The sequence below is a fragment of the Paracoccaceae bacterium Fryx2 genome, assembly GCA_032334235.1.
GTDB lineage: Bacteria > Pseudomonadota > Alphaproteobacteria > Rhodobacterales > Rhodobacteraceae > JAVSGI01.
In genome coordinates this window covers 1186090-1200348 of the sequence record JAVSGI010000003.1, presented here as the reverse complement: position 1 = coordinate 1200348, position 14259 = coordinate 1186090, and the positions used below count along the sequence as shown (strand labels likewise).

Here is a 14259-nt window from a genome sequence, read left to right as displayed (position 1 = left end):
ATGCTGACCTCGAACCTTGGCGCAACCCTGACCCGCATCGCCGATCAGTCGGCCGAGGCGATCAGCGATTACCTGCGCTCGAACAGCCCGGGCCTGAACCGCCACATCCGCCGCGCGCTGTCTGCCGCCCCGGGCCAGCCCGGCAGCATGCTGGCCGATCCCGTGATCGAGGTGGCGCAGGACTGGGCGCAGGCCGAGCAAACCTTTGGCGACCTTGCGGGCACGATCCTGGACGCCCGGTTGGTGACCGCGCTGGATCAGGCACGGGCCGAACGCATGCCGCGCGACCGCAAGCCTTACCGGCATCAGGTCAAGGCCTGGCAGGCCGCCGCAGAGGGGCAGTCGGTGCTGATGTCCTCAGGCACCGGGTCGGGCAAGACCGAATGCTTCATGATCCCGATCCTGAACGACATCCTGCAAAACCCGGCACCGGGCGGCGGCATCCGGGCGGTCATCGTCTATCCGCTGAACGCGCTGATCCAAAGCCAGCGCGACCGGCTGTCTGCCTGGGCCGAGGGCTTGGGCGGGTCGGTGACCTATGCGCTGTACAACGGCGACACGCCCGAGAAATCCGATGGCATTCCGGGCAGCGTCGGCGAGATCACGGACCGCAAGTCGTTGCGGCAGAAGCCGCCGTCCATTCTGGTCACCAACATCACCATGCTGGAATACATGCTGCTGCGGGCCGAGGATCAGGCGATCCTGAAAAAGTCGCAAGGCCTGCTGCGCTGGATCGTGCTGGACGAGGCGCACAGCTATGTCGGCGCGCAGGCGTCGGAAATGGCGATGCTGCTGCGCCGGGTGCGTGCGGCCTTTGGGGTGGCGCCCGAAGCGGTGCGGCTGATGGCCACCTCGGCCACGATCGAGGATGACACCGGCACCCGCCTGTCCGAATTCGTGGCTGGCCTGTCGGGGGTCGGGCCCGACCGGGTGACGATCCTGAAGGGCGAGGTCGAGGAGGCCACGCTGCCGCCGCCCCGCGGCGAGGCTGGGCTGGACCTTGCGGCGCTGAACCTGTTGCCCGATGACCGGGCGCGTTGGGACGCGCTGGCGCCCAATCCGCGCATCCAGACCCTGCGCGGGCGGATGAAGGCGGGCCTCACGCTGGGCGAGATCGCGCTGCACGCCTTTGGCCGCCCCGACGCGCGCGCCGAGGCCGAGGACCTGCTTGACCTTGTGGCGCAGGCGCGGCCCGGGCCGGACGGCCTGCCCTTGCTGCGCTGGCGGGGGCATCTGTTCCTGCGCGCCCTGGGCGGGGCCTGGGCCTGCCTTGACCCGGCCTGCCCCCATGCCTCCGCCGCGTTGCGCGAGGCTGCCGACTGGCCTTTTGGGCAGGTGCACTTCACCCTGCGCGAGCGGTGCAGTTGCGGCGCGCCTTGCATGGAGGTGGCGATTTGCAACGATTGCGGCACGCCGCATCTGAAGGCCGCGCAGGAGGTTGGCGTGGCCCACCGGCTGATCCTGCCGCGCGCGGGCGTCGAGGATGACTTTGCCGCCGATGTCGAGGATGCAGGCGGCGGCGCGGTTTCCGCCAAAGCCGATCTGTGGGTCACCGCAGCACCCGACCGGGGGCGGCTTGTGCACCTTGACCGAGAGAGCCTCGCGCTGATGTCCAACACCGCCGAGGCGCCGCAGGGCCATTTGGCCCTTCGCGTGATCGACGCGGATCCGGTCTGCCCCTGTAATGAGACCCGCACCGACAACAGCTTCAAGCATCTGCGCTTCAGCCCGGCCTTTCTGATGGGCCACAACATGCAGACCATGATCGAGGCCTTCAGCCTGCCCGACCCCGACCCGGTGAAAAAGCCGATGGCCGGGCGCGGGGCGGTCAGCTTTACCGACAGCCGGCAGGGCGTGGCGCGTCTGGCGGCCAAGTTGCAGGCCGAGGCCGAACGCAGCCTGACCCGCGCCTTTCTGTGGCACGAAACGCAGGCGGCCCAAGGAAAGGCCGGATCGCCCGAAGAGGTGGCACAGCTGGAAGCAACCCTTGCCGTGCTGGTGGCAGCAGGGATGGAACCGCCGGCGGTGCTGCAAGAGGACCTTGCCGCAAAGAAGGCGGCCCTGACCGGCGTTTCGGGCGTGAAATGGACCACGGCCGTTGACGATCTGGCCGCGCAGCCCGAACTTGGCCTGTTCGTGCGCGAGGTCTGGAAAGACCGGGGCGACGAATTCGTCACCCATATCGACGCCTTGGCGCAGGTTCTGATGATGCGAGAGATGATGCGCCGCCCCAAGCGGCAGAACAACGCCGAGACGATGGGGCTGGCCCGGCTGGTCTTTCCCGAACTGGAACGCGCAGCGCTGACCCGGCCCATGCCCGACAGCCTGCGCCAGCGCGGCGTAGCGCCTGCCGATTACCTGGGTCTGGTACTGTCGGCGGTCGATCTGTTCTTTCGCGAACGGATGGTGGTGGCCCTGCAGCCGGAACGGCACATGCGCTGGATCGCGCCGAAATGGGGGCGGCTGCGTCAGGCCTGCGCCAATGACGTGGCGCGCGAAGATCGCCTCGAGTCGATCCCCTTCCCCTCGGCCCTGGTGCGGGGGGAACAGCGCATGCACCGCGTCGCGCTGAACGCGCTGACCCTGCTGGGGGGCAAGCGCGACAACGACGCCGATCTGGAGGAGGCCGACGCCCTGTTGCGCGACGTGTATCGCCTGATCGTCACCCATGCCTGCAAGGTCTGGAGCACCCATGCCGTTGCCCTGGATTTCGCGCGCGCCGAACTGCGCCCCTATCGCGAGGCCTGGGCCTGCCCGGTGTCGCGCCGGGTCTTTGCCTATGCGATCAAGGGGTGCAGCCCGCTGGATGCCACGCGCCCGATGCAGCGGCTGACCTTTCCGGCGGCCCCGCTGGCGCGCCGGGGTGGTCTTTTGCCGGACGAGCGCGCCGGGTTGGCCGACTGGCTGGCCGCCGATCCCGCCATCGCCACCTTGCGCGCGCAGGGTGCGTGGAGCGGCCTGCACAGCCGCGCTGTGCTGTACGGCGCCTACATGCGGGCGCAGGAGCATTCGGCCCAGTTGCCGCGCAGCCAGCTGAAGGAATACGAGGCCGACTTCAATGCAGGCCGGATCAACCTGCTGGCCTGTTCGACGACGATGGAGATGGGGGTCGATCTGTCCAACGTCGGGCTGGTGGTCAACGCCAACGTGCCGCCCTCGGTCGCCAATTATCGCCAGAGGGTGGGCCGGGCGGGGCGGCGGCGCGAGCCGTGGGCCTTTGGCGTGACCTGGTGCCGTGACATGCCGCTGGACAACAAGGTGTTCGAGGATCCACGCCGCCTGTTGCAGGGGCGGATGACGCCGCCGCGGGTGGCGCTGAATTCGCCCATCCTGATCGGTCGCCATGTGAACGCCGCCGCCTTTGCCGGCTGGCTGCGCCAGCAGGGCGGGATGGGGGTATTGGACAAGATCGGCCCCTTCTTTGGCATGGATCAGGCGGGCAAGGTGCAGCCTGATGCGCCGGTGGACAGGTTCATTGCGGCGTTGAGCGGCCCGGGGGCCGAGGCGTTCCTGCCCGATCTGCCGGCGCTGCTGCGCGGGTCGTGCCTGGACGGGCGGTCGGTACGGGACCTCGCGCCGCAGGTGGCGCAACGGATGCAGGGGATCGTTGACCGCTGGCGTGGCGAATACAAGGCGCTGGTCCAGCGCAGCGCGATGGCGGGGGAAAAGGACGTGAGTTCTGCGCTCGCCAACCGTGCGGCTACGATGCATGGCGCCTACCTTCTGTCGGAACTGGCGCGCGAAGGGTTTTCCCCTGCCTACGGCTTTCCGTCCGATGTCGTGACCTTTGACCATATAAGCACGGGCCGCGGGTTTGCGCGCGGCGGATCAGACACCCACAGCGCCAGTCGCACGCTGGACGTGGCGCTGCGCGAATACGGGCCGGGGGCGGATGTGGTGATCAACAGTCTGGTCTACACCAGCGAAGGCATCCGCCCGGCCTGGAGCACGCAAGCCAGCGCCAGCCATCTGGAGGACCTGCGCCAGCTTTACAAATGCACCGCCTGCGGCAAGCCGCATCTGGCGCGCGACCTGCCGGAAGCCTGCGGCTGCGGCGCGCTCATCCCGCCCACGCGGGCGAAAAAGACCCTGCGCCCGGTGGGCTTTGTCGGGCGGTCAGAACCGCATATCGGCTATGAGCTGCTGCACAATGCCCCCTACCGGATGCCCGAGATCTCGGCCGATGATGCGGCGTTCACCGCGCTGCCCGGTGAGGCAGGCTGGTCGATGCGCGCCACCCCCAAGGGGCAGGTCATCACCCTTGGGTCGGGCGAAGAGGAGGCGGGCTATGCAATCTGCCTGATCTGCGGGCGCGCGGCAAGCGAGGCGCCGGGCGGCGACCTTGGCCCCGGCCAGCTTCCCAAGGCGATGGTGGGCCACCGCCCGCTGGTGACCGGCGACAAGAGCACGCTGGTGTCGGGGCGCTGCATGGGCGGCGAAGGGACAAGCCGGATCCAACGCCATGTGCATCTGGTGCATGACCGCGCGACCGATGTGTTCGAACTGCAGATGCCGCTGGGCACCGGCCACGGCGCCGCCTTTGCGCTTGCCGCCGGTCTGCGCGAAAGCCTCGCCGCCTGGCTTGGGGTTCAGACCGACGAGTTGGGCATCGCCACCGGCCCCTCGCTGGGGGCGGATCAGTCGAAACGCGTGTCGGCCTTTCTGTATGACAAGGCGGCGGGCGGGGCGGGGCTGTCGCTTCGCTTGGACGAAGAGGGTCGGCTGGGCGGGCTGATCTTTGATGCGGTTGATCGGTTGACCTGCCCCGAGCACTGCGCGCATGGCTGCCCGGCCTGCATCCTGCGCCCCGATATGAACATGTCGCAGGTGTTGCCCGCCCGGCAGGCTGGGCTGGAGCTTGCCAGACAGCTGCGCGACCTGCTGGCGCTTGACCCGCGCAAACAGGTGTTCGGGCCGGGAACGGTTGCCGCCGATGTGCCGCTGTTCGACCTGATCAGCCGGCGCATCGGTCAGGGCACGGCGCTGTCGGTCACGCTGTTTGTCCGTGGCCGGCCGCATGGCTGGAGCCTGCCAGACTGGCCGGTGACTGCCGCTTTGGCGGGCTGGCGGCAAAAGGTGCCGGTTGAGATCGTCTTTGCGACCGACGCGTTGCAGGACCCGGGCATGGACGTGCCGACGCGACTGCAGCTAGTGCGGCTGGCCGACGAGACGGGTCTTGCGCACCGTGCCGACCTGCCGCAGGTGCGGCTGATGCCGGTTCTGGCGGTGATCTCGACGGCGCAGGGCTTGATCGGGGTGGCCGCCGCCGCGCAGTCCGAGGCGCGACCGGATGCATCCTGGGGGGCAGGGGCCGCCGATCTTGTGGTGACGGGGCCGATGGACAGCCTGCCCGATTGGCGCCACATGCCGCTGTCGGACATTTTGCCACGGGACGAGCCGGGAAAGTCCGCCTTTGTCGTGATGGGCAAGAGGATGGAAGTCAGCCTGTCGCGCTTTGGCAGGGCGTTCTGGTCGGTGATCGAGCAGGACGCCCCCGCTCTGCACGCCCTGCTGGCGCGCGAGGGCGTGGCAGAGGTTCGCTATGACGACCGCTATCTTCTGCAACCTGTTCATTTCAAGCTGTTGCGCGAGATAATTCTTGCGCTTCCGGGGCGTGCGTCTCCGGGGTTGCGGCTTTACACGATGACCAAGCCGCCCTCGGAACGGCCTGCGCAGATTGACCATCCGTTGGCATCCGACGCCGACCGCGAGGCGCTGTTCGACGAGATGTTCCCCGGCGATCGCCTGTCGATCGGGCAAAGGAACGAGACCGAGCATCCACGCTGCCTAACCCTGACCACCGCTGCCGGCAGTAAAGTGATGATCTACTTCGACCAAGGCATGGACCTGTGGCGGGTTTCGCAGAAGGTCACGACTCCGTATGGCAGCACCATGGCGCGACTGGCCCAATACCTCGAAACAATTGATCCGCCTATCCAAGCGCGGATGGCACACCGGCCCGCGATATTTGTGTGTCTGATTTGATGGGCATTTTGGCGGCCGTCTACGTGGGGTGAAAAGCTCAATACTGACTAGTAGTGTGCGGTGGCATGCCTTGGCGCCCGCAACATGGCCTTGGTGCCACGCCCCAGATGCCTGACGCCGCCTGCGCGACGGTTACCCGAATCTGTGGACGCGTCCCACATCGCATCGGCCTTGGCGGCGTCGATCGTGCCCTCGGGCACTGTGGCAATGCGCTTCGTTGCGATCGCCTTGCGCGCCGCCGCTTCCGAGACCCCGCGCTGCGCGGCATAGCGGTCATGTCGCGAATGCTGTGGAAATTCCCTGGCGGCGTGGTCCGGGCATGTGAAGGTTCGGTTTCTCAGGCGGCTGCGTCAAGAGGTATCGGGTCGAGGGGCTGGGAAAGCGTCTCCCAGCCGTCGACCTTGCGCATCTGGATCTGGCCGGATGCCAGCAGCGCCCAGAACATGGGTACGGTCTCGGCGCAGGGCAGCACGGTCTGGGTCTTGACGCGGCGACGGAACTCCTCGTTCAGCCGTTCGATGGCGTTGGTGGTCCGGGCCGACTTCCATTGCGAGGGATCGAGGCGGGTGAAGCTGAAGAGCCGGTCCCCTGCTTCTTCGAGGCTGTCGGCAACGGCCTTGCACTTGAGCTGCCACTTGCGCAGGAATGCCTTGCGGCGCTTCTCGATCCCGGCGGCGGTGTCGGCGTAGATCATGTCGCGGCAGTCCTCGGTCAGCTCGTCGTGCAGGTGCCTGGGCGCGTGCGCCAGCAGGTTGCGGTGCTTGTGGACCGTGCAGCGCCGGATCGGCAGAGCCTCGCCCCAGAGCGCCACCAGAGCGGCTTCAAGCCCGGGAGCGCCGTCAACAATGACGAACTCGGGCCGCTTCAGCCCGCGCGCGTCGAGGTCGTCGAGGAACTGGCGCCAGGCAGATGTGCTCTCTCCACCCATGTTCTTGATGGATAACAATACCTTCTGCCCGTCGCGGCGGATGCCGATCGCCGCCAGCACCGAGATGTTGGTGGCCTTGCGGTCCAGCCGGGTCCGGATCACGGTGCCGTCGAGGATCAGCCGGACGATGTCCTCGTCGGCGAGGCTGCGGGCGCACCAGGCTTCCCAGTCCACCTTCACCTTGCGCCAAGCCCGGCTGACCACATCCTTGCTGACGGCGCCCTCGAACAGCCCGAACAGCGCCCGCTTGACGCGCCGGGTGTTGGTCCCGGCAAGATAGACCGCCGCGATCAGCGCCTCGGCCTTCTTCGTCAGCCGCTGGTAGCGCGGCAGCGCCTTCGAGCGCCATTCCTTAGCCTTGCCGTCCTCGTCCTCGACCCGGGCGCGGGGCACGCGCACCGTTTCGGTGCCGAAGGTGCCGGTCAGCTGCCGCTCGCGGTGCCCGTGGCGATAGCCCTTCGCCTTCTCGTCGCCGCGACCGTAGCGCATGCGGCCGAGAAACTCGGCCAGTTCCTCTTCAAACATGGTCTCGATGGTCGCGCGGACGCTTGCCCGCAGGCGCTCCTCGATCGGGTCATACCCGGTCGTGTCGGGCAGTAGCGAAAAGGCCGAGCTGTCGGTAATGTCGTTCATGGCGTGATCTCCCTGGCGGTTGGCGCCGCCGGCTGGGTGGGTTTCAGTTCACCCGGAGATTACGCCGCCTTCAAATTTCCACCACTCCCGCGACACCACCGGCAGGTTCTGCCCGAAGTTGCGGGGGCATCATTCTCATTGGCGAAGCGGGCCCTAGTCATCGGTGACACCCAACAGATCGAACCTATTTCGTCAGTGCCCCGGTCGGTGGACGTGGGCAATTTGCGGAACAGTGGACTTCTTCCGAGCGAAGCTGACATCGACACCCTTTCGGCCCGCGGGATTTGCTCGACCAGTGGCAGCGCTATGCGTCTTGCGCAGCAAGCCTGCCGGGTATCGCCGTATCCAGACCTCGAGAGGGGCCTCTACCTGTTTGAACACCGGCGGTGCTATGATGAAATCATCAGCTTCAGCAACGCCCTGTGCTACAAGGGAAAGCTGATGCCGTTGCGGGGTAAGGCGCCATCAGATGCTGCCCTTCCAGCCCTCGGCTATCTTCACATCGACGGTCGCGCCTTTACCTCGGGAAGCAGCCGCGCCAATCCGTTCGAGGCACAGACCATCGCAGCTTGGCTTGACGAAAACCGCGCTGGGCTGGAAGGCCGCTACGGCAGGCCCCTGGAGCAGATTGAACCGCCCCGGGTTTACCGGAGGGTGGTTTGTTCAATGACTACGCGACCATATCGAGTGAGTTCAGGTTTGCATAGAACGCCTCCTCTGCTTCTGCGGGTGGGATGTATCCGATTGGGCCAAGCAGGCGGCGGTTGTTATACCAATCGATCCATTTCAGCGTTTCCCATTCGACCTCGCGCATTGATTTCCAGGGGCCGATCTGGTTGATGACCTCTGTCTTGAACAGGCCGATGACGCATTCAGCCAAGGCGTTGTCATAGGCATCGCCAACTGTTCCAACGGAAAGGTCGATCTCGGCCTTGGCCAGGCGTTCGGTGTATTTGATCGACAGGTATTGTGATCCGCGGTCCGAATGGTGGACCAAGCTCTTGTTATCCGGCGTCTTTCTTTGCCAGATCGCTTGCTCCAGCGCGTCGAGCACAAACTGGGTCTTCATCGATGTCGAGACGCGCCAACCGACAATACGACGTGCAAAGACGTCGATGACGAAGGCCACGTAGACGGTGCCGGACCATGTGGGCACATAGGTGAAATCTGAAACCCACAGCTTGTTCGGCCGATCCGCCATGAACAGCCGGTTCACCTTGTCGTCCGGGCAAGGCAGAGACGTGTCAGGATTGGTCGTGATGACCTTCTTGCCACGGACCACGCCCCTGATGCCCAGATGGCGCATCAATCGTTCCACGGTGCAGCGGGCGGCGTCTTCACCCTGCCGTCGCAAAACATGCCAGATCTTCCGCGCGCCATAGAGCTTGCGGTTGGCATCCCAGGCCGCGTCGATCTTGAGGCTCAGGGCGGCATCCGATTTGGCCCGGGCCGAGGCCCGGTCAGGATCACGCATGATCGCCCGCCGGTCATAAAAGGTGGAAGGGGCAAACTGCAGTGCCCTGCAGATCGGCTCGACCCCGAATGCCTCTCGGCTTTCCTCAATGAAAGCAGTCATTTGCGAAACGGGCGGTCGAGCTCCGCCTGGGCAAAATACGCTGAAGCTTTGCGCAGAATCTCGTTCGCTTGCCGCAGTTCCCGGTTCTCGCGCTCAAGCTCTTTGATCCGCGCGATCTCAGCGCTGGTAGGTCCCGGCCGTTCGCCACCATCGCGCTGGACCTGTCGCATCCAGACGCGAAGGCTGTCCGTCGAACAGCCCAATTTACCTGCAATCGCCGTCAGCGCCGCAGCCTCGCTCTGATAATCATCGCGGTGTTCCATCGCCAGCCGCACCGCACGCTCGCGGAACTCAGGTGAATACGGCTTCGAGGTCTTCTTCTTTGAGGTCTGTTCCATAACGGGCAATTCTCCGAGAGTTTTGCCCTCCGGTAAACCCGGGGCGGTTCAGATCGTTGGCATCGTCACCCCTTTCGGCCGACAGGTTCGCGAAATTCGGGAAGCTTGTGCCAGCCGCAGGATTGCGGTCGAAGGGCGCGAAGGAATGACCGTCGGAACAGTCCACGCGCTGCAAGGCGCCGAGCGACCTGTGGTGATTTTCTCGCCCGTCTATTCGAAGCACGCAGATGGTGGCTTCATCGATGCCTCGCCTAGGCGCCCAGGCCGAACTGCGTCTCGATCAGGGTCGCAAGACGCGTCGCCTGGGCAAGGTCGGACTCCTTCGGCCCGCCGGACCCGGCAGAAACCGCCCCGAGCAGCAGGCGTTTCGCCGCCCGCCCGGCCATGTAGACGGTGAGGTGATCATCGAACGCACCCTCGAGACTCTCGCCATGGTCAAAAGTCTGTTCGGTAAGGCCGCCGCCCTGGGCGAGGCTGACCCGCGTCACCCGGCCCTGGTTCAGCAGGTGTGCCACGACCGCATGAGCTGCCTCATGCACCGCCACGCGCCAGGACACCGCGGGGCTCGGCGCAGGCTGGGGAAGCCGGGCTTCGAGAATGGCAAGATCGAGCGGGCGCCCCGCCACCCGCGCTGCCGACCTGGCGCTGCGGATCAGGGCATCCACCGTGGCCATGCTCTCGCCGATCAGGCGCTGCGACAGGCGGTCGATCTCTGCCCCCGTGAGAGCCGTGCCCAGCCTCTGCTTCAGGACAGCGGCGATGGCCGCGCGGTGCGGCAGCGGAACGGCGACCTTCTGGTCGAGGCGCCCGGGACGCAGGATGGCCGGATCGAGCGCTTCAGGATCGTTGCAGGCGCCGACCAGGATCACCCCGCCCGCCGCGTTCAGCTCATCGATCGCCAGCAGAAAGCCGTTCACCACCTGGCGGTGGTAGGACGAGTTGGAGCTGTTTCCGCCCGATCGCGAGCCGGCGGAATCGATCTCGTCGATGAAGAGGATGCAGGGCGCGAGGCTGGTCGCCTCCGCGAAGCTCGCGTGCATCGCTTTCAGCATGTCGCCGAGATGACCGCAGCGTTGCCATTCAGCAAAGCTCGCGGTGACAAACCGCAGGCCCGGCTCGTTGGCCATCGCGCGGGCGATATGGCTTTTGCCGGTCCCGACCGGGCCATGCAGGAGGAGGGAATGCGGGATCTCGTCCCAGGCAACCCGCCCCTCCCGCCAGGCGTGCAGGTCCGCGACCAACGCGGAGGCCGCCTGGGCGGCCGGGCTGTCCGGCAGGTCTGCAAGCCGGGGGCCTGACGCGCGCGCCGTGCGCGCGGTCAGCGCATCCGCCACGCGCCGGGGATCCCTGATAGTCGCGATAGGGTCCTGTCCGTGCGATCCGGCAGGCCGGATTGGCAGTGGCCGCGACGAGGGAACCCAACCCATCGAGCGAGGGAATCAGCCTGTCGGGATGGGCCGCCAGCGCCACCGAGCCCTCGGGCAAATCGGTGATGTGGCGGGGCATGGCGGAAAAGGCGCTGTCCAGCATGAGGCCTCCGGTGGGACACGGGAAGGCGCCTCTCTGGCCGGATAGCTCAGATTTGTTGATCAGAATGCTCGGATTTAAATCGCTGGCAAGACGGTGATCGTGCAGCACGCGCCTATCGACCCGAACGCACTAGGACCGGGACGCTTGCGTTCGGCCGCGAATGGCGGTAGGTGACAGAATCAGTCGGATTAGCCGACCCAGGCCCCAGCATCCTGCCCGGCCCCCTGCAAGCGCGCCCCTTGCCGAGGACCGGAATGACCGCGACAGCCCCTCTTGCCCATCCCGATGCGCCCCGTGCGGCGACCGAGTTCTTCGCCCGCACCGGCGGCGATCCGCTGACCGACGCCTTCCCGCCAAAGCGCGCCGCGCATCCGGCGACGGGCGCGCGTCCCGTGCCGCCCGAGGCGGTCGAGGCGCTCTGGCACGAGATCCACGCCCGGCCGCGCAGCGACGCCTCGGTCGCCTATCTCCACGTTCCCTTCTGCGAGACGCACTGCCTGTTCTGCGGATTCTACCAGAACCCCTGGCGGGAGGAGGCGGGCGCGCCCTACGTCGATGCGCTGCTTATGCAACTGGAGCGCGGCGCCGAGACCCCGGCCCAGCAGGGCCAGCCGCTGCGCGCGGTCTATCTCGGCGGCGGAACGCCCACGGCGCTCGCGACGGCCGATCTCGTGCGCTTGATCGAGGGCGTGCGGCGCCACCTGCCGCTGGCGCCGGATTGCGAGATCACGCTTGAGGGTCGCATCCTCTCCTTCGGGCTCGACAAGGCGCGCGCGGCCTTCGACGCGGGGGTGAACCGGGTCTCGCTGGGTGTGCAGAGCTTCGACCAGCGCCTGCGCCGCCGTCTCGGCCGCCGCGCCGGCCGCGCCGAGGCGGCGCGCTTTCTCGAAGGGCTCGCGGCGCTCGACCGCGGCGCCATCGTGATCGACCTGATGTTCGGCCTGCCAGACCAGACGCCCGAGAGCTTCGCGGCCGATGTCGAACTTGCGGCGGGCCTCGGGCTAGACGGGATCGACCTCTATGCGCTGAACCTGATCCCCGGCACGCCGCTTCTGGTGGCGCAGGAGAAGGGCAAGCTGACGCCCGCCCCGCGCGAGCAGCTGGGGCAGTTCTACCGCGCGGGGGCCGAGGCGATGGACCGGACCGGCTGGCGCTGGCTCTCGTGCTCCCACTGGCGGCAGGGCACGCGCGAACGCAACATCTACAATTTCGAGGCCAAGTCGGGCGCCCATTGCCTCGCCTTCGGCGCGGGTGCGGGGGGCAACCTCGGCGGCACGGGCTTCCGCATCCTTCCCCGGCTTGCGGACTACCTCGACCGTGCGGGCAGTGGCGGCTGCCTGACCACGGGCATGATGCAGGCGGGGCCGCTCGCGCCCGCGCTGAGCGCGCTGCGGGCGGGGATGGAGCGCGGGCGGCTCGACCCGCTTCCGGTGTCGCAGGCGCTCGGGACCGACTTCGCAGCCGTCGCGGCGCCGCTTCTGGACCAGTGGTGCGAGGCCGGGCTGATGCGCCCGAACCACCGCTTCATGGACCTGACCCTTGCCGGGCGGTTCTGGCAGGTGACGCTGACCGGGCACCTGATCCAGTGGCTCATCCAGGAAGTTCCCCGGCTGCGGGCCGCGCCAGGATGAGCGTCACGCCCCGCCCCTTTCCGTCCAACCCCGTCCGCAAGGAGATCCGCATGTCTGTCCAAAGCCCCGAAGCCGTCGCCAGTTCACCCCGTGCCACCGCCGCGGTCGCCGCAATCCGGGCCGATCTCGAGACAAATCCGGGCTCGGCGCTCGAGGACGTGGCCGCCCGCACCGGCACCACTCCGGCCGAGGTGCTGGCCGCCCTGCCCGAGGGCGAGGCGCTGTGCCTGCCGGGCAGCCTCTTCGTCGAGGTGATGGACGAGATCGCGAACTGGGGCGAGATCACGCTGGTCATGAACACCGGCGAAGTGATCCTCGAGGCCAAGGGCGAACTGCCGAGGGGCAGCGAGGCTCGCGGCTTTCTCAACCTTCATGGCACGTCCATCGGGGGGCACCTGCGCACCGATGCCTGCCGCACGGTCGCCTTCGTCACCCGCCACCTCTTCGGCACGCCCACCCGCTCGGTGCAGTTCTATTCCGTGACGGGCGGCTGCATGTTCAAGGTCTATCTCGGCCGCGGGCCGGACCGGCAGCTGATCCCGGCGCAGGTTGCGGCCTTCGAGGCCGCCGCCGCCCGGTTTGCGGAGCGCCGGCCGTGACTCTCGGGGACCGGCATATCTTCTGCTTCGGGCTGGGCTACTCGGTCCGGGCGCTGCTGCCGCAGTTGATGGCCTCGGGGATGCGCGTCTCGGGCACGGTGCGCTGCGAGGCCCGCGCCGCCGACTGGCAGGCGCAGGGCGTCGCGGCACATGTGTTCGACGGCACGGCACCCCTTCCCGAGGAGGCGCTGGCGGGGGTGACAGACATCCTCGTCTCGGTGCCGCCCGGCCGCTTCGGCTGCCCGGCCTTCCTCGCGAACCGGGCGAGGCTGGTGCGGCTGCCCGGTCTCGTCTGGATCGGCTATCTCTCCTCGACCGCGGTCTATGGCGACTGCGGAGGGGCGTGGATCAACGAATCCCGCTCGGTCGCGCCGCAATCGGCCGATGCGCTGGGGCGGGTGGCGGCCGAGCGGGCCTGGAGCGCGCTGGCCCGCCACCGCGGCGCCGCGATCGACCTTTTGCGCATCTCGGGGATCTACGGGCCGGGACGCTCGGTCTTCGACCAGCTTCGGCGCGGCGGCGCGCGGGCGATCGTCAAGCCGGGCCAGGTGTTCAACCGCATCCATGTCGAGGACATCGCGGGGGCGATCCTTTCGGCCATTCACCTTCCGGCGGGGCGTCGCATCCTCAACCTGGCCGATGGCTGGCCCGCAGCCTCGTCCGAGGTTCTGGCCCACGCCGCCACCCTGCTCGGCCTGCCGCCGCCGCCCGAGGTGCCGCTGGAGGAGGCGGGCCTGCCGCCCGCCATGGCCGCCTTCTATGCCGAGAACCGCCGGATCCTGAACGGGCGCCTGCGGGCGCTGCCGGGGTTCGCGCTGCGCTACCCCGACCATCACGCGGGGCTTGCCGCCATTCTCGAAGCCGAGCGGCGGGCCCAGGCGGCATGATCCGGCGCTCGCGGCCCCCGTGGCGCCCCTGACCGGAAGCGGAAGGGGCAAGGGTCCGGCGCCACCGCCCCCCGGTCGTCCCCAGCCCCGCTGCCGCCTGCCCTGACGGCGCATCACGAGGCTCCTCCCATCCTGCCCAGCCGATTGCCAGG

The 14259-nt window shown here is 67.7% G+C and carries 7 protein-coding genes and 1 other annotated feature; of the genes, 4 read left to right on the top strand and 3 right to left on the bottom strand.

Features of this window, described 5'->3' with window-relative positions; translation table 11 throughout:
- Positions 1-5985, top strand: coding sequence for a DEAD/DEAH box helicase (locus RNZ50_06910; GenBank protein MDT8854755.1), 5985 nt, complete (start codon positions 1-3; stop codon positions 5983-5985).
- Between the two features lie 337 nt (positions 5986-6322).
- Here RNZ50_06910 and RNZ50_06905 read toward each other — a convergent pair whose 3' ends face one another.
- From RNZ50_06905 to RNZ50_06895, 3 genes are all read right to left on the bottom strand, one after another.
- Positions 6323-7546 (bottom strand): IS256 family transposase, encoded by a 1224-nt coding sequence (locus RNZ50_06905; GenBank protein MDT8854754.1) that lies wholly within the window; start codon positions 7544-7546, stop codon positions 6323-6325.
- A 670-nt stretch (positions 7547-8216) separates the two neighbouring features.
- A protein-coding gene (locus tag RNZ50_06900) for an IS3 family transposase (GenBank protein MDT8854753.1) occupies positions 8217-9460 on the bottom strand; the annotation gives its coding sequence in 2 pieces (ribosomal slippage) (positions 8217-9157 and positions 9157-9460; 1245 coding nt in all).
- Positions 9048-9164: a sequence feature (AL1L pseudoknot), on the bottom strand. (Overlaps the previous gene by 117 nt.)
- A 251-nt stretch (positions 9461-9711) precedes the next feature.
- On the bottom strand, positions 9712-10794 hold the full coding sequence (locus RNZ50_06895) for an AAA family ATPase (GenBank protein MDT8854752.1): 1083 nt from the start codon (positions 10792-10794) through the stop codon (positions 9712-9714).
- A gap of 450 nt (positions 10795-11244) precedes the next feature.
- On the opposite strand from RNZ50_06895, the gene hutW reads away from it, so the two are divergent.
- Genes hutW through RNZ50_06880 form a run of 3 tightly spaced genes read left to right on the top strand, consistent with a single transcriptional unit; the run spans position 11245 to position 14107 of the window.
- A complete protein-coding gene (hutW, locus tag RNZ50_06890; GenBank protein MDT8854751.1) occupies positions 11245-12621 on the top strand; it encodes a heme anaerobic degradation radical SAM methyltransferase ChuW/HutW in 1377 nt (458 codons plus the stop codon).
- 50 nt (positions 12622-12671) lie between these two features.
- Complete coding sequence (gene hutX / locus RNZ50_06885) at positions 12672-13220, top strand: heme utilization cystosolic carrier protein HutX (protein ID MDT8854750.1); 549 nt, start codon at positions 12672-12674, stop codon at positions 13218-13220.
- A complete protein-coding gene (locus tag RNZ50_06880; protein MDT8854749.1) occupies positions 13217-14107 on the top strand; it encodes an SDR family NAD(P)-dependent oxidoreductase in 891 nt (296 codons plus the stop codon). The genes hutX and RNZ50_06880 overlap by 4 nt, the downstream gene beginning before the upstream one ends.
- Positions 14108-14259 lie beyond the last annotated feature (152 nt).